The sequence below is a fragment of the Pseudoalteromonas sp. NC201 genome (assembly GCF_002850255.1).
Taxonomy (GTDB): domain Bacteria; phylum Pseudomonadota; class Gammaproteobacteria; order Enterobacterales; family Alteromonadaceae; genus Pseudoalteromonas.
Genome location: NZ_CP022523.1, coordinates 457,692 through 476,987, shown reverse-complemented (window position 1 = coordinate 476,987; position 19,296 = coordinate 457,692). Strand labels below are relative to the sequence as shown.

Sequence of the window (19,296 nt, the reverse complement as noted above, 5' to 3'; positions counted from 1 at the left end):
TAATGCCCCTTTACAACGCCACAACGCAATGACATTAAGCCTCAATCGCTTTACAAATTAGTGCAATTGTACCGTTTGTCATCGAGACATTTAACGCTTCTCTATCTGGGTGACACTCCATTGCAAGTGCAAAACCATGTAAATAATCAACCAGTAAGCAAATCGCATCTTGTTGTGCCTGCCCCTGTAATTCAAGCGTTTGAGTGATCACCTCAAATCGGGTTTGAAACACTTCAGCTGGACCTACTGAGTCCATTGATAGCAGCACAGTTAACAGCCCTGGATAGTCGTCGAGTAGCTGTAAATAACTTACACTGAGCTTTTGTAGCTCTGTTTGCCACTGTTCATCGCAGCTAGGTTCATATATTTCATCGACTAAAGAGCAGGTCAAAGCTTCGAGCAAAGCCTGTTTGTTTTTAAAGTAGTGATAAATTGCCATCGCATCGACATTTAGGCTGCTCGCCAACGCTCGAATACTAGGCACTTTTCTACTTTCCTTCATCTGCAATTTGGCTGCTTGTATGATCAGCTCCTGACTTAGTGCTTTACCTTCCGCTAACGGTCGGCCACGCTTCTTATCCTTGACACTCATTGTTTACTCTCGCTAAGATAAAATAAATTCTACAGTGTAGAATTTATTTTATCTTGAAATAGTTTAGGGTTCAATTGGAGTATAAAATGGCAAACATCGTCTATATTGGGGCAAGCCTAGACGGCTTTATCGCGGATAAAAACAACCACTTAGATTGGCTACATGATTTACCCAACCCTGAAGGTTCAGACTTGGGGTTCGCCGATTTTATGGCCCGCGTAGATGCCATCATCATGGGACGTAATACCTTTGAGACAATCCAAGGATTTGATTGCGACTGGCCATACAATAAACCTGTTTTTGTATTAAGTAATACGCTTAAAGAAGTGCCAAAAGTTTTTTCAGATAAGGTATCGCTTGTACGGGGTGAACTGACAGATATCGCCGAACAACTGGCTCAGCAGGGCTTTAAAAACCTTTACATTGATGGCGGAAAAACCATACAAAGCTTTCTTCAACAAGATCTCATTGATGAGCTAATTATCACGACCATTCCAACTATTTTAGGTGGCGGAATACCTTTATTCGGAAAATTAAACGAACCGCTTAAATTTAGACATGTGAATGCTGTGAGATATTTAGATTGCGTGGTAAAAAATTACTACGTACGCCAAAGATAACCCTAAGAAGGCGCTTAAAATAAGCGCCTGCAGTATGCAACTAAGCGCACAGCTTATCACCTGACGTAGCTTCCATATCTGCATGCTTTAACTGATATAAATCACGCCAAAGCAGAGGGATGATAATAACGGTTAACGTGATGTTTGAGATAGGCACCGCAAGCCACACCCCATCGACACCAAACCAGAAGGGCAATAAATATAAAAACGGCAATTGCACCAACATGTTTCCAAGTGAAATAACCAACGCTTTACCGCCTTTACCTACCGCAACAAAGTACATCGAGGTTAGAAATATAAAACCATCCAAGAATAACGTGGATAGATGCAGCTGCAAACCACGCTCGGCCGCGTTGAGCAAAGCCAAATCCTCACTGAAGAGCCCAAGTACATCCTTCGGAAACAGATAAAACATAGTTACCATCATCACACCAAAACCCAAGCTCACTTTGAGCGCCAGCTTAAACATAGTGTGAATGCGCTGGTAAAGGCCTGCTCCATAATAATAACTGATAGGCGGCTGGACACCATTCGCTACGCCTTCTGCGATAAAATAGTAAATAACGCCAAGGTAACCAACCACAGCGAAGGCCGCCACCTCAACTTCACTGGCAAATATCAGCAACTGCTTGTTATGTAACGCAACGATAAAGCCAAAATACAAAAACATCACCAATCCTGCTGCGCCTTGCTTTAGTATTTCTAGGGCTAGGGGCTGATTAAACGCACCTTTGGGTTTATTTTCTTCACCAGAAGTGAGTAAAAAGTAGAGCGCTGCAAGTGCGACTATCCCTTGTGAAATCAGCGTAGCAAGTGCAGCACCGGGAAGTTGCCATTGCATTTCCACAATCATAAAATAATCGAGCACTATGTTGCCGAGCGCCCCTACAATCAGCAAAGCCGTTGCCATTTCTGGTTTACCATTGTTTCTTAGTAGTAACGGCAACGCACCTGCCGCAATGGTAACCCCAGCTCCCCAATTCAATACCTGCAAATAGGCCAAACTGGAATGTAAAAGCTCACCCGATGCACCTTGAAGCTCAAGCAAAGTAGGTCCGAATAATACAAGGACAGTCATTGCAACCACAGTCAAGATAGCGATGAGCCAAAAGCTAGTGCCCATCAGCTGCTGCACATCGGTATTGTCGCCAGCGCCACGATATATCGACAGCAAACTGCCAGATCCCATCCCGACTAAAACGCCAAAACCAATAATGATCCCTATAATGGGCCAAGCAAGGTTTACAGCGGCCAACCCCTGAGCACCAAGATAGTGACCAATAAAAATACCATCAACTATTTGGTACAATCCGTTGACCACCATTGCGACAACGGCAGGGATAGTATAACGCCAAAAAGTGCGGGTAACGTTAGCGTCTTTTGTGGGGGTTTTGCTCGCTGAATCTAACAGCATGATGAAATCCTTAAGCATGAAAAACCGTTATTATCCTTGTAATTGAGATTGGTCAAAGTTAGTATCCATCCGAAATTCGGATAGGTTAATCATTATGCATTGGACACTCGATCAACTTGAAGCCTTTGTTACCGCCGTCAGGTTGGGGTCATTTTCAGCTGCAGCAAGACACTTGGGGAAGGCACAATCTCGAGTCAGCACCGCAATTGCCAATTTGGAAGCCGATCTAGGTTTTGCACTTTTTGACCGCTCCGCCAGACTGCCAGTGTTAAATCAAGCTGGTCTCGATCTGTTTAAAGAAGCTGAAGCGGTGCTCATGCAGTGTCAGCGCCTGCAATCAAGAGCCAATTCTCTTAATAGTGGCGAAGAGGTGTCTCTCACTGTTGCCATGGATGAAGCAGTGCCCATCATCGCATTTGAATCATTGTTTGAACGATTAGCTCAGCAATTTCCGCTATTAAAATTAGCCATTATTAATGGTTCCCAAGACGACATTGCACAATGGGTGAGCGCAAAAAGGGCAGAAATAGGCATTTTATTTCACCAAAAACCATTGCCAGAATCGCTGGATTTCACCTCAATTAGCAGCTTTAAACAAATCTTGATCTGCTCCCCTCACCACCCGCTTGCACAACATTCTGCTCCAAGCATTGAGGAGCTAAACCAACATCGGCAGCTCGTTATACGTGACCGCATTGGTAATACTCAGTCACAAGCCATATCTACAAGCCACTGGCACATTGACAGTTACTATTACATCATGGGTTTAGCCATTAGAGGGGTTGGTTGGGCATTAGTACCTGAACATGTTGTCAACACGCCATGGTACATGAACGAACTGGTCGAGCTATCAACCGAACATATTCCTAACCCGCTGGTCGTCGAAATGGGTATCGTGCAACGCAGAGATCAAAGCAAAGGGCCTATCGTGCGATGGCTATACAACGAAACAGCAAGCTTATTTTGACTAAACGTACACTGTCAATTTAAAGCCATATTGGCTCGGCAGAGACTGGCATTTTTTCTACACTGGTGGTTAAATTAACCTGTTTTGGATAAATTACCTTTTAGCAAACGCCAGTAACAAAAGTTCACATTTACATAGTAGAGTGGAATTAATACTGAGAACAAATATAGGAGCACGTGGTCTTAGCATTTAAGACCGCAGTTAGGATACATTATGTTTGATAAAAATACGCTTATTGAAGCTTACGAAAACGTTTTAATTACACTTATTAAAAGGCGCATCAACGAACTAAAATTTTATGTAAATCAAAGCGCTTATTCTCATATGTCGTTATCTGTTGAGTTTTGGCATTACGATGTAAATTGGAATATCTATAGCCTGCCAGAAAGCCGTTTTGAACAACATAAAAACGTTGCCTCAGACGAGTTTATCATCTTATCTGACTTTGAAGATGACTGCGCAGAAGTCAGTAAACTGAGAGACATTTTCGAGAGCTGGGAAGATATAGAACTCGTTGAAGACGAGGACGAGAATATGGACCTGTTGTTCAAGCTTTCTCATGAAGCACTCGCCAAGGCGCTATGCGGAAACGCAGTAAAACCACTATTGTTAGACATCTTTGCTGAAAATAAGGCATTAAAAAACAAACCGCTTAACGAGCTTATCAAAGTAGAAGATCCGGACGGACGTTTCGACCTCAACTTTGTAGAAGCTGTTGCTTAGTAAGCCTAGATAATATGTTTTCCAGACTACTTTGAATAAGCCCCGTAAAGGGGCTTTACACGCTAGTTCATCTTACGTGCTTTCGTGATTGCAGCTTGAATGGCAGCTTTTGCCTGCGGGCTGTTTTTCCAACAAGTTGTTTGCAACATAGAAGCGACCCGCTCAGCTATTTCTTCAACTTCATAAGTCGCAAGTTCACTCAAACTGCAAATACCGATTTCTTCAAAACGCTTTATTACCGTAGGGCCGACTCCTTTGAGGGCCAGTAAGGTGTTCTTTTCACTTTCAGAGAAAACCATAGATCAGCTATCCTTTTCTTTATCAAAACAGTCAACATTAGCGCGATAATATTGAAATCCTATCACTATCTTGGCTTGAGAAGTCTGGATCAACGTAAATATGCATTCTTGTGATCAAGTTATCAGAGAATTCGAACACACTACAAAAACGGCCAGATGAAATTTGATTATCAGGCCAGTGCGTACCATCACGCATCACACCGCCTTCGCGCCCTTCAACAACAACTGTTTTTCCAGACACAATGAAATTAAAATGCGCAATATCGTGCCAAATGCTGTTGAGTGAGCTGCCAATTTTATCGCCAAACTCAAGTAATGCTTGCTTACCAACAGCGTCACCAAACTTTGGAAAAAAGAAAGTCACTTCATCATGAAATAGGTCTAAATAGCTTGAATCTCCAACATCAATCTTTTTAAAGTACTCAGTCACCAATTCAATTAAGGTATTTTTATCCATCGTTTTTTCTTCCTAATCCTTTGCAATTAATTTGTAATCTCACTCTCTTTATTAGGGCAAACAAAATAAAAACAATATAGGTAAGCTGAACTTAGATATTTTAGTAACTTAACTAACCTGAGGTTTGGATAAGGAATGTTCCAACTCATTGTTGCTAAAGCACAACTTAGTTTTCTCCTTATCTAGCCAGAGAGTTTTAGGGAAAACAAGGCGAATTTACGCACCAATAGCTGGCTATTGGAAGTGAATTCAACGCAGTTAGCGCTAAAACTGGCTGCTAGAAAGGCATTAATTATCCGCAGCTCAGGTTAACTAACTTCTTATCCCGAGTTCAGGTTAGGTAATCTCAGTTGAAGAATTTGCGGTGCAAGGCTTGAAGTTAGTATTGTGCATTCCTCGTCTATAAAATAATTAACGTTATTTAATGCAATCAAAATACGCAAAATAAAGTCCGATGACGACAATCAACCTCAGCTTACTTTTCTCTACACAAAGCACGCATTGTATACCTCGAAAGGGAATGGTAACTTATTGATGAATTTACGTTTAAATTTATTGAAAGAGAGCTCAATGTTCAAACTAAGACCGTTCCAAGCCAATGATGTTGACAATATGGTCGTGATTTTGAACGATCCCGATGTCGTTCGGTATTTATCAACAAAAATTCCGCAACCTTACACCGAGCAAGATGCCATGTGGTGGGTAAATGAAGGCAGTAAACAAGGCTATGTTCGGGCGATTTGCGATGGTCAGCAGCTTATCGGCTGTATAGGTGTTAACCCTGGCGGGTTTGAATATGAGCGTTCTGGTGAAATAGGCTATTGGCTCGCAAAAAGCCATTGGCGTAAAGGAATTACTCATAAAGCCATTTTACACATTACGTCAGAGGTATTTAACGAGACCAATATTGAACGGATCTTTGCCGCTGTATTTGACGACAATCATGCATCAATGAAGCTACTAGAGAAGTCAGGTTTTGAGCAAGAAGCGGTGTTAAAACGCGCCATATTCAAAAATGAACGTTTCTATAACAATCATATTTTTACCTTATTAAAACCTTAGATATGTAGCTGTTTAGCTCGACCGTAAGTCGGCTACCCTAGCTGCTAAGTAGCCGATATAAACTTGTTAACCTAATGCAACTAACCTAGACCAAAGTAAGCGCTATCTCTAGCGACTCAATCTGCTTTTTTAAGCTTGGATTGATTTCTTCATCGGTAATAATTGTGTCAATTTCGTTGGCTGTAACAATCTGATAAGTAGCGACTTTATCTAGTTTATGACTCGGTCCCATAATCACAGTGTGGTCGCTCTGACGAATAGTAGCAGAAAGGATCTCCGCTTCTTCTATATAGCTCGCGCTAAAACCGTGGTGAATATGGAACGAGCAAATCCCCATAAAAACAATATCAAAACGGATCCGTTTCACCATTTCGATCGCCGTCATGCCTACCACCCGCATTGCTGGTTTAAACATAGGACCGCCTAATACAATCACATCCACCAGCGAATGATAGGCCAACTCTTTGGCGATCAGTGGACAACCCGTAACCACAGTCAACGGCATATTTTTAGGTAAGTGTTGTGCTAAATAACGGCACGTCTCGCCAGAATCAATCACTATCGTTTGTCCAGGCACGAGCATCGCTAAGGCAGGTTCAATATAACGAATTTTACTGGTATCGGGTTTATCTAAACGCTCGATATAGTCAGGAGTATTATCCTGCAGCGCTAAAGCGCCACCATGAACACGCCGCAGGAGCTTAAGCTCAGCCAGTTTGTTTAAATCCCGACGGATTGTGTCTTCGCTCACATCAAGCGTTTGCGCCAAGGACACTGAGGTGATCCGCCCTTGTAAATTAAGCTGATCGAGAATGAATTGATGACGTTCTGCCAATAGCATTGCATGTTCCTGCATGTTTTTGCGTAATTTTACTTGAAAAAGATCGAGATACAAGCGTATTATTTGCACACATATGCACGGTAAAGCCGATTTAATATCAACAAACGCCTGTTTATGCATGAAACATTATCATAAGGAGTAAAAATGGCACTTAATTCACTCAACCTGAACCATTATCAGGGATTGATATTCGATATGGATGGCACACTTGTTGATTCTGAAGTTGCAGTACGACAGGCCGTCGCGCCTTGGTGTGAGAAACATCATGTCAATTTGGAAATGGTATTAACAACGGGCCGAGGTACACGTTTCAAAGACTTTATAGAACAATTTACTCCGCATTTAGATAGCCAGCATGAAGTCGAGCTGTTGGAACAAGCTGAAGCCAACCTTGCCTATACCGTAGCAGCCATTCCTGGAGCTAAATCGTTTTTAAGCGAAATAAAAGCACAGCAACGCAAATGGGCCATTGCAACTTCTGCAAATCGCCACAATGCAATTGCACTACTCACCACAGCAGGTTTACCTATTCCTAAAATATTAATTACCGCAGATGATGTTGGGCAAGGTAAGCCTCACCCTGAGCCATTTTTATTGGCGGCCAAACGATTGGGAGTGGCAGCCTCTAAATGTCTTGCATTTGAAGACTCAGATCAAGGGGTAAGATCCGCACTTAGCGCAGGCTGTGACGTAGTCGTGGTTAACCGTTTTTGCACAATTCACCACGACCATATTGTTGCCCGTATCAATCACTATCAGGATATCTACTTATCAGAGGAAGTAAGCGAATGAAAACATGGCTGACAGGCTTTTATCAAACGAAAGATACCTACTGGGATTTCGCCGGTGTATTCTTCGGCGGTATCGGTTTTATCGCATTATTCGGCCAGCTACTCAGCGAACTTGAGCGCCAAGGCCCAACCAACTTGTCCTTTACGTTTTTAATCGGGTATGTGTTGGTGTTTAGTTTTTGGCTGATGTATGGGCTGAGATTTCAGCGAATGGCAATCATTGTTACCAATGTACTTTGCCTACTTTTACAGATCTTAATTTTACTAACTGCAATTTTGCGTTGAGTAGTTGGCAAAGGAGAGAGCCTTTCAATAAAAAAGGGGGGGGGTGAGTGCCTACCCAAGAAATCACCGATAAAATGTTTAAAAATGGTGAATAAGAAATATAGGATACATTTTGATATCAGCGACTGAGGGCTAGATTACCTTATTACCTCACAAAGCTAGCTTATTAATACTTGTATTGACTAAACTATTCTTTTGGCAAGTTTTACGTGACTATTTAAAAATTCGAGGATCAAACCCAAACTCAAGTTTCTCATGGTTTTTAAAACTTGCTTTCATTGCAGGGTGATTCGGGTTAACAACATAGTTTTTATCTCTTGGTGAAATGGTTGATGGAACCTGTAGGGCAGCGTATTGAGGCTTTACTGCATTTAGAAACTCATCACCAATTTCCTGTGTTTCTTCACCTGCAGGAATGCTTCTCCAAGTTTTAGGTAAATCCTCTTCGTCAAGCTTTACAATAAGTTCATCAGGCACCTCTATACAGTAAAGATCGTATTGATCTACTATCTTTGGATCATTATTTACATGCACAAATACTTCTAGAGAGCACAGCGACTCTGATTCAGCGAAATACAAAGCTTCTGTTCCCTTAGAGTTCCATCTACCGCCATATAGCTTCGCACCTTCGGGACTAAAAGGCGTGTCCGCAAACTTTTTTTGAGTTAAACGGTAAAGCTTCATTATGAGAAAACCCCGTGTTTAATTCTTCCTATAAGGTCCTTTACAATCTCAAAGTCCACCGTAGTTGACACCATATCGAGCGGTCTCTTGCCACTCAATCCATAGACATTTTCACGAATCCATTCTAATGCTCTTTTCTCATCATTGAATAACTCGGTAGCTAACTTGATTAACATAGCCAACCTATAAATCGCGTCGCTTTCTTGGGTGCTAAAGCGTTCTTCATTTTTAAGTCGGCGCTTGATTGTGCTAACAGGTATATGAGTTACGGTGTGAAATTCATTTTGAGAAAGCTTTGTCATTTCTATAATATTGCGATACACCTTTGGCTTGAACCCCTGATGTACCGCTTCTGTCCGCGCTATATTTGCGTCTTCAATTCCAAGACTAATCCAAAAGTTTGTTTTGCTACTACGCTTGGGCTTGAAGCTTTTTAATTGGGCTGTAGCCATCCTACCTCTCTCATTTTTTCGGCTCATATGACCTAATAATATTGGCTCAAATGAGCTGCATATGCAAACGATAAATTACACCGAACTGTATTAAGTAATCCAAAGTGATGTATGAGATATCGTACTGATAGCTTATATGGTGCGAGCAAAGAGCATAATTGCTATGAGTTAAAAATAGGCATAGGCGACGTTGTTTGCTTCATTCTCTATGTAGGTTCAAAAGAATGGACGAGAAGTGGATAAATAAAACAGAGGTAGATTATTTATTGCTAGACTTCCGATATAAGGAGAAAAGTCCTGAATGATGTGTCTGTAATAACTGAGCAAAAGCTAGCATTTAAGATCAGACACCACGAACCCTCACCAAATACAACCCAAGCCACACACTTCAATCCAACCACAACTTAGGAGATGCTCGCTCCGATACAATGGCAAATTGCTCAACCCAATCAATTAATCCCTCAATCGCCATTGGTTTGGCATAAAAGTACCCTTGTACATACTGACAACCAAGGTCTTTTAAGCAATCTAGTTGTCCTTGTTGCTCCACGCCTTCGGCTATCACTTTGAGCGATAAACTCTCCGCCATCGACAAAATCGCGTTGACCAAAACGGCCGCATCTTGGTTTTGATCTATATCTTGAATAAAACCTCGGTCGATCTTTAATATATTGATGGGGAAGCGTTTAAGATAGCTAAGCGAAGAGTAGCCAGTACCAAAATCGTCAATTGCTAAGTTGACCCCCGTTGCCCGTAGGCTTTGCAGCCAAGCAGTTACGGCTTTATCATCTTCAAGTAAGATGCTTTCTGTGATTTCAAGCGTTAGATTTTCTGGAAGAAAGCCTGATTGCTGTATGATTTGTTTAATGGTAGTGGCGTTAAAGCCAAGTCGATATTGCTGACTCGAGACATTTACCGTCAAATAACAATTCATACCAAGCGCTTTATTTAATCTGCGAATATCATTACATGCCTTAGCAAGTAACCACTCACCTAGAGGAGCAATTAGGCCGCTTTCTTCAGCGACTGGAATAAATTCAGCAGGGGAAATATACTGGCCGAAATCAGTTGGCCAACGCATGAGCGCCTCGACACCATATAATTTACCCGACACCGTATCGACAATAGGTTGGTAATGTACGGTTAAGCGCTGATGTTCAAGCGCAGCTCGGAGCAGCTGCTCCAGCTCAACTCGCCGATTCACCTGTTGCTGCATTTCTTGCGCAAAAAAGTGATACTGATTGCGCCCCGCTTCTTTTGCTTTATACATGGCTAAATCGGCAAGTCGTAATAACTCTTTTTGATCTTTTGCATCACTTGGTAAAATCGCGATCCCGATGCTTGCCCCGGTAAATACCTCAAAGCCGTTGATCACAAATGGTTCACTCAGTGCTTTGACAATTTTATCGGCTACTTGAGCAGCATGATCCGGATGCGCAATTTGGCTCAATAACAATACAAATTCATCTCCCCCAAAGCGGCTCAAGGTATCGCTTTTACGCAGCAGGCCGTTTAAGCGCTTAGCTACGGAGATAAGTAAGGCATCTCCGGCCTCGTGACCCATGGTGTCATTGACACGCTTAAACCTATCTAAATCAATAAATAACACTGCACTTTGATGGTGAGTACGGCTCATGCGTTTAATATCTTGCTCAATGCGCTCAAGTAATAACGTTCTATTCGGCAGTCCGGTCAACACATCGTAATAGGCTTGATATTCAATCTGCTCTTCTTGCGCTTTGCGCTCGGTCATATCAGACAATATGGCAACGTATTGCTGCACAAGCCCTTTGTCATCATGCACGACACTGATTGCTAGCCACTCTGGATATAAAGTACCGTCTTTACGCTTGTTCCAGATCTCACTTGCCCACTGTCCGTGCGAGTTGAGGGTGCTCCACATCTGCTCATAAAAATGTTTGTCATGCTTACCTGAACTTAAAATATTAGGTCGTTGACCAAGCACTTCATGTTCTTCGTATCCAGTAATTTTGGTGAAAGCTGGATTGACCGCGGTGATCTCAAGTTTTGCGTTGGTGGTCATGATCCCTTCTTGCGTTGCATTAAATACCGCCGCTGCGGTTTTAAGCTGTGCACTTGCGCTTTTTTGTGCAGTGATATCTTCTTTGATCGCAATAAAGTTAATGATTTCCCCTTGCTGGTTTTTAATCGGGGAAATAGACGCGTACTCCCAATAGTAATCTCCAGACTTACGGCGATTGTAAAACTCACCACGCCAGACTTTGCCTTGTTTGATGGTTTGCCACAGCGTTTTGTAGTCGGTAAATCCTTGTTTGGAGCCTAGTACTTTGGGTGTTTGTCCTTTCACATCCTCAAGTGAATACCCAGTAACTTGTTCAAACTTAGGGTTAACGTATTCAATGCGAGCACGAGGATCGGTGATCACAATAGAAGAGGGGCTTTGCTCAATGGCATGGCCCCACTTGCGAAGCTCTTCTTCCGCTTGTTTAAAAAGGGAAACATTAACACTCACAAACACTTGGCCATTGTTGTGTGTATTCGTTTGTTTTACCTGTAACCAAGCGCCAGATTCGGTTTGATGCAAATTGGCGTCGGAGTTAAAAATTTCTCCAAACTGCTGCTGCCACTCTTCTAACTTGCGTGGCATTTTTTCGCTATCGGCAATTGCAAAATGATTACGCCAAGCACTGTTACAGAGCAGCAAATTGCCACTGCGACTAAAAAGAGCAAAGCCTTCGGTTAAACGCGCAACAGCATCAGACAAAGTTTGGCTGGTGCTCAGAATTTTATTTTTGGCCACATAAAGCCGATTTGCAAACACAATCAAGAGCAAAAATAGCACAATGGTCAGCAGTAAAAGCAATTCACTTTGATGCTTGGTTTTTTCTATGGTTTCACTGTGATGCTGGCTATATGCCGCGTAAAGGGCTGAAAAAGCTTGATCACTCGGCAAAGACAAAAAGCGTTGTTTTGCCTTTTTTAATTCTGCACTGTTAGCAAGCGCGACGTTAAAATGCTGATAGATAAGCTGCTCTAAGCCACTTTCAGAGTTGATGGTCATTAAAGGCTCTGCGACAAATTCATAGAGCTGACCCAACATTAAATTAGCAAGCATTCTATTGGCGTGGGTTGCCAGTTCGGGCTCACTCTGCTCCAGCTCGATTAGCAACTCGGGGAGATAAAGCAGGCTGTTTTTAATATTTGCTGCCGCTGTTTTAATGGATTCGACTTGCAATACTTTATTGCTGAGTAGCTGACGATAGGCATCAAATTGCTGTCGAATATCGGGCGTGGCTTCTGCAAATAATGCATCTCGCTGTGGTGTATTCAAAGCGTCGATTGCATGTGCTAATCGCGCTAACTCATCATATTGATTGAGCTGTGCACTAAGCATTTGTAACACCGCGGCATCCAGTTTGGCATCAATACTCTTGGCTTCAAAGAGCAGGGTAACTCGTGCTTGGTGTGTTTGACTGCTGAGCTCTTGTTGCGAGTAAAAATACGCAAACAGCGCAATTGGCGCGCACAGCAGTAACGCTTGCACACCAATGAAGGCCTTATTCTTCATTCGTGGTTTTCCAAATCCATTTCGTGGTGATGTCCTGCTAGGCTGTCAATAAAGGCAACTAGCTTGTTTATATCTGAGTCTGAGATATTACGACCAAGTTGGTATTTGGCCATGGTCGCAACGGCGGCTTCTAGGCTGCTATGACTAGCATCGTGAAAAAAGTATGCTTGTTTGCTAGCAAGTCGCAAGCTCGGTACTTTGAACACAAAGCGATCTTGCTCATTGCCAGTGACGTTCAAACGGCCATAATCCGCTTTTTGAATTGGTGTATTTCTATCGCCAAAATAATCACCAAAGGTGCCCATTTTGGCAAACATATTGCCACCAACATTGCGCCCTTGATGACAGCTAATGCAACCATACCGTTTAAATAACTCATAACCGGCAATAGCCGACTTAGGTAATCCTATGCTGTTATCCTTAAGCCATAAATCAAACGGTGCATTAAGCGTGATTAACGACCCTTCAAAAGTCGCTATTGCGTCTTTTACCGTGTGTTTCGTTACGCCCTGCGAGTACACTTTAGTAAATTGCGCGACCAGCGTTTTATCTTGATTTAACTTGGCAACGACTTCTGGCCAAGTCATATCATGCTCTTTTGGGTTTAAGATGGGTGAGTCGATTTGATCATAAAGCGATTGCGCACGGCCATCCCACGCTTGACGAATATTTAAAGCCGCATTGTAAACAGTTGGAGTTTTTAGCTCACCGAGTGCGCCATTAACGCCACTGGAAAGGGGCTTTACATCCGCGCCATGACTGGGTAATTGGTGACATGACGCACAGCTGACTTGGTTTCCTCGGGAAAGCCGCTTATCAAAAAAAAGTGATCTGCCCAAGCTGACTTTATCGGCATCAAGCCCTATTGCAGGCTCAAGTGGCAGAATTGGCTCATTTGCAGCTCCCAATAATGGAAACGCAAAAAGTAATAAACTCCAAATTCGCATACACTCCGCCCAAGTTGCCATCTTGGTGTAAAAGATAGCAACATTCGGCATTGCAAATTTTGATTTAAAATAAGCTTAGCAATAGAAGTTATGTGTTTTTATTCACTCACCCCGCACGGCTAGACTTGTCACTTCACTCAGCCAGTTATCAATTACCTCAGGCGTTGCTAAGTGCACAGGGCCAAATAGCGTATGTTGAGTTGGCTCTATACCACAAAATCCTAGTGTCCCATGTTCTAGCTGAGCCATAAGCCCAGCGGCAACTTCTTGCAAATAAGTTTGCGGCGTGTCTGAGGTGAGAATGACTCTTGCGGTTTTATGCGGTAGAAGCTTTTCAATTTCAGTGCCGGCCTCACTGTATTTAAAAGCAAAGCCTGGAAGTAATGCTCTATCTATCAGCCCTTTGAGCTTGGCTGGTAACGCCAACCACCAAATTGGGCTTACTATCACAATGTGCTGCGCCCACAGTAAGTTCTCTTGGAATTGCTTAAGGCATGGCTCTAATGGTTGGCTCGCTTCATAACCATACATCAAATTGATTTCAAAGTGCATCTCACTAAGATCCATTCTGCGTACTTGATGTTGGGTGCTTGCAGCTTGCTCATAACTTGTGGTGATAGCGTGGCACAGGCCTTTGGTTTTGGGGTTACCGTTTAGTAGCAGTATTTTTTTCATCGTCGTTTCCTTATCACATGACTGAGAAACGAGTGTACTGTCTCCCCTTAACGGGAGAGTCAAGTTACTCTACCTAAGACTAGGATAACCTGAGCTGCGGATAATTAATGCCTTTCTAGCAGCCAGTTTTAGCGCTAACTGCGTTGAATTCACTTCCAATAGCCAGCTATTGGTGCGTAAATTCGCCTTGTTTTCCCTAAATCTTGCTGGCTAGACAAGGAAAAAACTAAGTTGTGCTTTAGCAACAATGAGTTGGAACATTCCTTATCCAAACCTCAGGTTAGGATAGTTTTATCTGTGGACATTCATCAAGTGATGCGATGCAATGTTCAATACGTTGTATTTTTTGCTGAAGCTGCGCAACTTGCTCTATGCAGGATGCTTTGAGTTCGACTAAAAATGTGTTGATTTCGACCCAGTTGACTTGCCGCCCTTTAATTTCAATCACTTGCTGTAATTGCTTAATCGACACACCGAGCGATTTTGCTTCTTTTATTAATAACAGCAGATCGACATCCACCTGCGAATAGACGCGATATTTACCAACACGCTCCGGGGTAGGAATAAGCCCTTTCTCTTCATAAAAGCGAATGGCCTTGACTGACAGCCCAGTTTGCTTCGACAGCTTGCCAATATACATTTTTGATTCTCCCAGCTAAAAGCAAAATAACGGTTTACAGCCTCCATAAAAGTTGCAACCATCTAATACCAACTGCACGCTAACAAAAAGTATCGTCAAGGAATAGCAAAAGATGTATCAGTTGTTTTACTACCCTCGTAATGCCAGTTGGGCACCACATCTCGTACTTGAGCACCTACAACTAGAAAAAGAACTGCTCTTGGTCGATAGAAAAACGCAACAACAAAAGTCTGCGACCTATTTAGAACTCAATCCTACAGGACGGATCCCGACATTGGTCGACGGTGACCAAATCATCTTCGAGAGTGCAGCAATTTGTTTGCATTTATGCGAAAAGCACCCTGAAGGAAAACTTATCCCAGCGCCAGCAACCCCACAGAGAGCCACGTTTTATCAGTGGCTTTTTTATTTAACCACGACGGTTCAGCCAGAACTCATGTTGTATTTCTATCCTGAAAAATATCAGCTGTCACCAGAGAGCAGCAAGACCATGTCTCAAGCCGCTGAGCAACGAGTCAGCGACATGTTTGCACTTATCGACAAGCAGTTAGCAACAAACACCTACTTAGTTGGTGAACATCTCACGCTTTGTGATTATTATTTATTTATGCTGGCCCATTGGGCAAGTGGGTTTAATACTGCGCCAAAAGACTATGCACATTTGGGCCGATTTATGCGAATGATGGCACAGCAAAAAGTGGTAAAAAGAGTGTGCGAAATTGAACAAACCGATCTAAATTTTTATTAGCATCCATTACACCAAGGAGGAAAAAATGGAAACCTTAGTGAAAAACTATATCTCTGCCTACAATCATTTTGATATTCCGGGAATGCTAGCTCAGCTCACGGATGATGTCGTGTTTGAGAATCTTGCCAATGGTGAAATTACAACGCGTACAACCAGTAAAATGGAATTTGCAGAATTAGCAAATCAGTCTGCTAAGTTATTTTCAGAACGCAATCAATCTTTAACCGCCGCCACGCAAGACAATGATCTGTTTATTGTTCATGTGACCTACAAAGCTAAATTAGCCCAAGACTTAGCCAATGGCATGAAAGCAGGACAAAGCATCTCCTTGCAAGGCCGCTCAGAGTTTGCGTTCCGCGATGGCAAAATTTGTTTAATAAGAGATATAAGCTAACTCCTTACTCCAAACTCAGGTTATTTAACCTGAGGTTTGGATAAGGAATGAGCTAATTCATTGTTTTAAACTCACCTTAAATAACTTTCTTATCTAGCCAGAGAGTTTTAGGGATAACTAGGCGAATTTACGCACTAATAGCAGGCTATTGGAAGTGAATTCAACACAGTTAGCACTAAAACTGGCTGCTAGAAAGGCATTAATTATCCAAACTCAGGTTTTTAATTTGGCAAAATCAGCGCGCTTTTCTATGCTGGTTTTGCACTTTCATCATTAATTCATTTCGACCTAAGCACTATCTTGAGATCAGCCTAGGACGAATTGAAATAAAACGGAGAACAACAATGGGACTATTAAGTGGTCTGCTCGGTAATGCAAGCGAAGTAGACAGTAGCGAAGTAGATAAGTTATTAGCAGATACATTAATTGCTGGAGAAGAAGTTGCACAAGCTTACAAGGTGATCCGCGACTTGTTTATTTTTACCAACAAGCGTCTAATTTTAATCGACAAGCAAGGCATGACGGGCAGCAAAGTAGAAATGCTCAGCATTCCGTATAGCAAAATCACAAAATACAGCAAAGAATCTGCGGGTCACTTCGACCTTGATGCGGAATTAAAAATCTGGATTGGCTCAGACCCAACGCCAATTAGTAAAGAATTTAAAGCGGGCGACAATATCAACCAAGTATATCAGATCATTTCACAATATTGTTTATAGCCGCGCTTGCTGTAAAAAGGCACATGCATGTTGTGCCTTTCTTTTCAGTAAGTAAATTAAGTTGGTTTTCGCTCTGCACGCAGGCAAAAAACCGCAGAAAAGAGCAAGGAAACAAATACTTGATTCCAAAAGTTAGAGACAAAGGGATCAGCTACAAACTGAGATGCAATATGCCAAATACTGAGGTTTAGCAGAAAACCAAGAGCTAATTTGCTCATTTTGATACTCCAGTTATTGATTCGCAACCGTAAGCTCTACCACTTCTTTCTTGGCCGATATTCGATTTATCAAAAGCACATCGTTGTCGTTAATGTCGGTGAGATAGTCGACACTGGTAGGCACTTCGCCGAGTATGGTAAACGACGTTTTGTCTAAATCATAGGACCAAAGTTGATTGTCTTCATTGACGCCATATATCCCATTGCCGCGCATTACAAAAGATTTTCCTCTGCCGCCTTGATTGTTTAGTGCACTGATCCGCTGAGGTTCAACAGCGCCTATTTGCCAAAACTGATCAAGTCTATCCTTATACACAACTTTACCGTGTTCACTTTCAAGTGCCCACAGCACAGGTTGCTGCGTCAATATTTGAAACGATTGTTGAGCAAAATCATAAGCAGCTAACTTCATTTCTCCCTTTACCCGAATCTGTGTTAGTGCACGTTGTGTTGCACTTTTCCATTGATATAAGCGTAAAACAGGGTAGGCGTGCGGGTAAGATGCCAAGCTGCCATCTAAAGCAATTTGTGTCAGTACACCACTGGCACTGACCAATATGCTTTGGCCATCCTCAGCCCAGTGGATCCCACGAATAAAAGTATCTAACGGGAAGTTAGTCAGTTGTCGCGTGTTATTACCATCGCTTAGCCACACCTGTTCAGTACCTGAGCGTTCCGACCAAAATGCCACTAAGTCTCCATCAGGCTGAAAAACAGCCTGATCTTCACCAAGGTTGGTTCGTGCAAAGCTGGTGTATGTTTGAGCGCCTTGTGCTAACTGTGTCAGTGGTAATTTTACGATATCACCGTCGTAAGGTCCTTTGATCATAAGTACACTTTTGCCATCAGGGCGAAATTCAGGCTGCCTCATTCGATCCGAAAACGGCAATTGAATTTTACTCACAAGCCCGTCATAAGTCAGACTAAATAGCTGACGTCCGGTACTAAAAATCAATTGCTGGTTGAGTGGGTCAAAACTTGGGTAGATATCGTGAAATTTAGTAATTTCCGGCGGCCGCTGGATCTGATGACTAGAGAGCAACTCACCGTCAGGTTTTAGCATATCGATATAATGTAGGCCATCGGCATGAATACTACTGACCGCGATTAAATCATCTTGAGGAGAGTAGGCGTAATCAATCAACGTCCCCTCTTCTACGATATAAAGATCGACACCGCTGTCGTCGTCAATGGAGTAATTAATCAGCTTCCAGCGCTCGCCTTGTTTTTGCTTCAATACCACATTGCCATCATTCAGCCAGATAGGCTTATCAACCACCGAGTTTTTACACTGGAGAATAACTTTTGGCTGCTGAGGGCTTTCCAATGCCTTAGTAAAATCGAGAGTTACAAGGTCGTAGCAGCGCTTTTGTGTAACTGGTTCGCCACTACAAGCGTCGGTGGCCAAAAACAGCAACTGCTCACCATCTTTTGAGAAACTATGCCTGCCGTATGCTCCAAAGCGCTCTGTGAGCAGGATCTCTTGTTGGGTATCCGCCTTTTTAGCCCATATCTTATTATCGCAAAACTTATCTAAATAGCGGTGAAAAACAATGTACTGACCATCTGGGGAATAGCTTGCATCAAATTCTTTGTCGTCAGTTGCGGTCAATGAGCGCAAAGTATCAAAGAACAGTGGTGAAGGTTTTTTGGTGGAAAAATATTGATAGCCAATAGCCCCAAGCAAAATAGTGAAGGCGAGTAAAACAAACACATAAAGGTGTTTATTCCGACTTTGAGTGAGGTGTTTATCTTGTTGCACTTCAGGTTCAAGAACTGGCGTCACCTCGAGTTGCGGCTCAGCATTCGTCAGCTCGCTCGTTTGCCCTCCCCAACGTACTTCACATTCTAAGCTATACCCTTTTTTAGCATGCGTTTGGATGTAAGCTTGCACCTTACCATCATCCCCAAGCGCCTTTCTCAATTGCGCAATACTACGCTGCAAAGTATTAGGAGAGACCACTGTATCTGGCCATACTGTATCAAGCAAAGTATCAAGACTCATCACTTTGCCTTGATTCTGAGCCAAGCAAGTGAGCACCGCCAGAGCCTTTGGTGCAAGCGTTTGACATTCACCTTGGTGTGAAATCTGGTTACGTGATAAATCGACAAAAAAATCACCAACCCAATATTGTTCTACCATAAATCCCCAGTATGCCTAGCGCACGCGCTAACAATGCCAATTATTATAATTATCAGTATAAGGACAAACAGGGTA

General features: G+C 42.5%; 22 protein-coding genes. 9 read left to right on the top strand and 13 right to left on the bottom strand.

Features of this window, described 5'->3' with window-relative positions:
• Positions 1-34 precede the first annotated feature (34 nt).
• Entirely contained in the window at positions 35-592 is a 558-nt protein-coding gene (locus PNC201_RS20000) for a TetR/AcrR family transcriptional regulator (RefSeq protein ID WP_102058175.1), read from the bottom strand.
• An 86-nt stretch (positions 593-678) separates the two neighbouring features.
• Between PNC201_RS20000 and PNC201_RS19995 the strand changes: the two genes are divergently transcribed.
• Entirely contained in the window at positions 679-1,212 is a 534-nt protein-coding gene (locus tag PNC201_RS19995; protein ID WP_102058174.1) for a dihydrofolate reductase family protein, read from the top strand.
• Between the two features lie 40 nt (positions 1,213-1,252).
• On the opposite strand, the gene PNC201_RS19990 is transcribed toward PNC201_RS19995, so the two are convergent.
• Positions 1,253-2,626, bottom strand: coding sequence for an MATE family efflux transporter (locus PNC201_RS19990; protein ID WP_102058173.1), 1,374 nt, complete (start codon positions 2,624-2,626; stop codon positions 1,253-1,255).
• 94 nt (positions 2,627-2,720) lie between these two features.
• Between PNC201_RS19990 and PNC201_RS19985 the strand changes: the two genes are divergently transcribed.
• Positions 2,721-3,593: a LysR family transcriptional regulator gene (locus PNC201_RS19985; RefSeq protein WP_102058172.1), complete on the top strand. Its 873-nt coding sequence runs from the start codon at positions 2,721-2,723 to the stop codon at positions 3,591-3,593.
• Between the two features lie 213 nt (positions 3,594-3,806).
• Positions 3,807-4,316, top strand: a complete 510-nt coding sequence (locus PNC201_RS19980) for a hypothetical protein (protein WP_102058171.1) — start codon at positions 3,807-3,809, stop codon at positions 4,314-4,316.
• Between the two features lie 62 nt (positions 4,317-4,378).
• On the opposite strand, the gene PNC201_RS19975 is transcribed toward PNC201_RS19980, so the two are convergent.
• Both PNC201_RS19975 and PNC201_RS19970 read right to left on the bottom strand, forming a co-directional pair.
• Positions 4,379-4,615, bottom strand: coding sequence for a helix-hairpin-helix domain-containing protein (locus PNC201_RS19975; RefSeq protein WP_010605577.1), 237 nt, complete (start codon positions 4,613-4,615; stop codon positions 4,379-4,381).
• A 37-nt stretch (positions 4,616-4,652) separates the two neighbouring features.
• The gene (locus PNC201_RS19970; protein WP_010605576.1) at positions 4,653-5,072 is read right to left on the bottom strand and encodes a nuclear transport factor 2 family protein; all 420 of its coding nucleotides are present in this window, start codon (positions 5,070-5,072) and stop codon (positions 4,653-4,655) included.
• Between the two features lie 570 nt (positions 5,073-5,642).
• Here PNC201_RS19970 and PNC201_RS19965 point away from each other — a divergent pair.
• Positions 5,643-6,134: a GNAT family N-acetyltransferase gene (locus PNC201_RS19965; protein WP_029215811.1), complete on the top strand. Its 492-nt coding sequence runs from the start codon at positions 5,643-5,645 to the stop codon at positions 6,132-6,134.
• 85 nt (positions 6,135-6,219) lie between these two features.
• On the opposite strand, the gene PNC201_RS19960 is transcribed toward PNC201_RS19965, so the two are convergent.
• Positions 6,220-6,975: a DeoR/GlpR family DNA-binding transcription regulator gene (locus PNC201_RS19960; RefSeq protein WP_010605574.1), complete on the bottom strand. Its 756-nt coding sequence runs from the start codon at positions 6,973-6,975 to the stop codon at positions 6,220-6,222.
• A 144-nt stretch (positions 6,976-7,119) separates the two neighbouring features.
• Here PNC201_RS19960 and PNC201_RS19955 point away from each other — a divergent pair, with 144 nt between their 5' ends.
• Positions 7,120-7,767, top strand: coding sequence for an HAD-IA family hydrolase (locus tag PNC201_RS19955; RefSeq protein WP_102058170.1), 648 nt, complete (start codon positions 7,120-7,122; stop codon positions 7,765-7,767).
• Positions 7,764-8,051, top strand: coding sequence for a hypothetical protein (locus PNC201_RS19950; protein WP_019647463.1), 288 nt, complete (start codon positions 7,764-7,766; stop codon positions 8,049-8,051). Before PNC201_RS19955 ends, PNC201_RS19950 begins: the two co-directional genes overlap by 4 nt.
• Positions 8,052-8,264: 213 nt before the next feature.
• Here the strand turns inward: PNC201_RS19950 and PNC201_RS19945 are convergent, their stop codons facing one another.
• The 6 genes from PNC201_RS19945 to PNC201_RS19920 form a co-directional block, all read right to left on the bottom strand.
• On the bottom strand, positions 8,265-8,735 hold the full coding sequence (locus PNC201_RS19945) for an RES family NAD+ phosphorylase (protein WP_069021034.1): 471 nt from the start codon (positions 8,733-8,735) through the stop codon (positions 8,265-8,267).
• Positions 8,735-9,187, bottom strand: coding sequence for a type II RES/Xre toxin-antitoxin system antitoxin (gene parS, locus PNC201_RS19940; protein WP_010376128.1), 453 nt, complete (start codon positions 9,185-9,187; stop codon positions 8,735-8,737). Before parS ends, PNC201_RS19945 begins: the two co-directional genes overlap by 1 nt.
• A 388-nt stretch (positions 9,188-9,575) precedes the next feature.
• Positions 9,576-12,737: an EAL domain-containing protein gene (locus tag PNC201_RS19935; protein ID WP_102058169.1), complete on the bottom strand. Its 3,162-nt coding sequence runs from the start codon at positions 12,735-12,737 to the stop codon at positions 9,576-9,578.
• Entirely contained in the window at positions 12,734-13,684 is a 951-nt protein-coding gene (locus tag PNC201_RS19930; protein WP_102058168.1) for a cytochrome-c peroxidase, read from the bottom strand. Before PNC201_RS19930 ends, PNC201_RS19935 begins: the two co-directional genes overlap by 4 nt.
• A gap of 102 nt (positions 13,685-13,786) precedes the next feature.
• Positions 13,787-14,359: an NAD(P)H-dependent oxidoreductase gene (locus PNC201_RS19925; RefSeq protein WP_102058167.1), complete on the bottom strand. Its 573-nt coding sequence runs from the start codon at positions 14,357-14,359 to the stop codon at positions 13,787-13,789.
• A 280-nt stretch (positions 14,360-14,639) separates the two neighbouring features.
• On the bottom strand, positions 14,640-14,999 hold the full coding sequence (locus PNC201_RS19920; protein WP_102058166.1) for a MerR family transcriptional regulator: 360 nt from the start codon (positions 14,997-14,999) through the stop codon (positions 14,640-14,642).
• Between the two features lie 112 nt (positions 15,000-15,111).
• Between PNC201_RS19920 and PNC201_RS19915 the strand changes: the two genes are divergently transcribed.
• The 3 genes from PNC201_RS19915 (at position 15,112) to PNC201_RS19905 (ending at position 16,860) form a co-directional block, all read left to right on the top strand.
• The gene (locus PNC201_RS19915) at positions 15,112-15,747 is read left to right on the top strand and encodes a glutathione S-transferase family protein (RefSeq protein WP_102058165.1); all 636 of its coding nucleotides are present in this window, start codon (positions 15,112-15,114) and stop codon (positions 15,745-15,747) included.
• A gap of 25 nt (positions 15,748-15,772) precedes the next feature.
• Positions 15,773-16,141 (top strand): nuclear transport factor 2 family protein, encoded by a 369-nt coding sequence (locus PNC201_RS19910; protein WP_010605566.1) that lies wholly within the window; start codon positions 15,773-15,775, stop codon positions 16,139-16,141.
• A gap of 344 nt (positions 16,142-16,485) precedes the next feature.
• Entirely contained in the window at positions 16,486-16,860 is a 375-nt protein-coding gene (locus PNC201_RS19905; RefSeq protein ID WP_010605565.1) for a PH domain-containing protein, read from the top strand.
• A gap of 56 nt (positions 16,861-16,916) precedes the next feature.
• Here the strand turns inward: PNC201_RS19905 and PNC201_RS23325 are convergent, their stop codons facing one another.
• Both PNC201_RS23325 and PNC201_RS19900 read right to left on the bottom strand, forming a co-directional pair.
• Positions 16,917-17,078: a hypothetical protein gene (locus PNC201_RS23325; RefSeq protein ID WP_158299145.1), complete on the bottom strand. Its 162-nt coding sequence runs from the start codon at positions 17,076-17,078 to the stop codon at positions 16,917-16,919.
• Between the two features lie 13 nt (positions 17,079-17,091).
• Positions 17,092-19,221, bottom strand: coding sequence for a winged helix-turn-helix domain-containing protein (locus tag PNC201_RS19900; RefSeq protein WP_102058164.1), 2,130 nt, complete (start codon positions 19,219-19,221; stop codon positions 17,092-17,094).
• Between the last annotated feature and the right edge of the window lie 75 nt (positions 19,222-19,296).

Bases quoted from the DNA above. Each gene is read 5' to 3' on its own strand.
- PNC201_RS19970 (WP_010605576.1), bottom strand. From the start codon at position 5,072: ATGGATAAAAATACCTTAATTGAATTGGTGACTGAGTACTTTAAAAAG.
- PNC201_RS19990 (WP_102058173.1), bottom strand. From the start codon at position 2,626: ATGCTGTTAGATTCAGCGAGCAAAACCCCCACAAAAGACGCTAACGTT.
- PNC201_RS19965 (WP_029215811.1), top strand. From the start codon at position 5,643: ATGTTCAAACTAAGACCGTTCCAAGCCAATGATGTTGACAATATGGTC.
- PNC201_RS19910 (WP_010605566.1), top strand. From the start codon at position 15,773: ATGGAAACCTTAGTGAAAAACTATATCTCTGCCTACAATCATTTTGAT.
- PNC201_RS19900 (WP_102058164.1), bottom strand. From the start codon at position 19,221: ATGGTAGAACAATATTGGGTTGGTGATTTTTTTGTCGATTTATCACGT.
- PNC201_RS20000 (WP_102058175.1), bottom strand. From the start codon at position 592: ATGAGTGTCAAGGATAAGAAGCGTGGCCGACCGTTAGCGGAAGGTAAA.
- PNC201_RS19995 (WP_102058174.1), top strand. From the start codon at position 679: ATGGCAAACATCGTCTATATTGGGGCAAGCCTAGACGGCTTTATCGCG.
- PNC201_RS19930 (WP_102058168.1), bottom strand. From the start codon at position 13,684: ATGCGAATTTGGAGTTTATTACTTTTTGCGTTTCCATTATTGGGAGCT.
- PNC201_RS19945 (WP_069021034.1), bottom strand. From the start codon at position 8,735: ATGAAGCTTTACCGTTTAACTCAAAAAAAGTTTGCGGACACGCCTTTT.
- PNC201_RS19915 (WP_102058165.1), top strand. From the start codon at position 15,112: ATGTATCAGTTGTTTTACTACCCTCGTAATGCCAGTTGGGCACCACAT.
- PNC201_RS19905 (WP_010605565.1), top strand. From the start codon at position 16,486: ATGGGACTATTAAGTGGTCTGCTCGGTAATGCAAGCGAAGTAGACAGT.
- PNC201_RS19980 (WP_102058171.1), top strand. From the start codon at position 3,807: ATGTTTGATAAAAATACGCTTATTGAAGCTTACGAAAACGTTTTAATT.
- PNC201_RS19985 (WP_102058172.1), top strand. From the start codon at position 2,721: ATGCATTGGACACTCGATCAACTTGAAGCCTTTGTTACCGCCGTCAGG.
- PNC201_RS19950 (WP_019647463.1), top strand. From the start codon at position 7,764: ATGAAAACATGGCTGACAGGCTTTTATCAAACGAAAGATACCTACTGG.
- PNC201_RS19955 (WP_102058170.1), top strand. From the start codon at position 7,120: ATGGCACTTAATTCACTCAACCTGAACCATTATCAGGGATTGATATTC.
- PNC201_RS19920 (WP_102058166.1), bottom strand. From the start codon at position 14,999: ATGTATATTGGCAAGCTGTCGAAGCAAACTGGGCTGTCAGTCAAGGCC.
- parS (WP_010376128.1), bottom strand. From the start codon at position 9,187: ATGGCTACAGCCCAATTAAAAAGCTTCAAGCCCAAGCGTAGTAGCAAA.
- PNC201_RS19925 (WP_102058167.1), bottom strand. From the start codon at position 14,359: ATGAAAAAAATACTGCTACTAAACGGTAACCCCAAAACCAAAGGCCTG.
- PNC201_RS19975 (WP_010605577.1), bottom strand. From the start codon at position 4,615: ATGGTTTTCTCTGAAAGTGAAAAGAACACCTTACTGGCCCTCAAAGGA.
- PNC201_RS19935 (WP_102058169.1), bottom strand. From the start codon at position 12,737: ATGAAGAATAAGGCCTTCATTGGTGTGCAAGCGTTACTGCTGTGCGCG.
- PNC201_RS19960 (WP_010605574.1), bottom strand. From the start codon at position 6,975: ATGCTATTGGCAGAACGTCATCAATTCATTCTCGATCAGCTTAATTTA.
- PNC201_RS23325 (WP_158299145.1), bottom strand. From the start codon at position 17,078: ATGAGCAAATTAGCTCTTGGTTTTCTGCTAAACCTCAGTATTTGGCAT.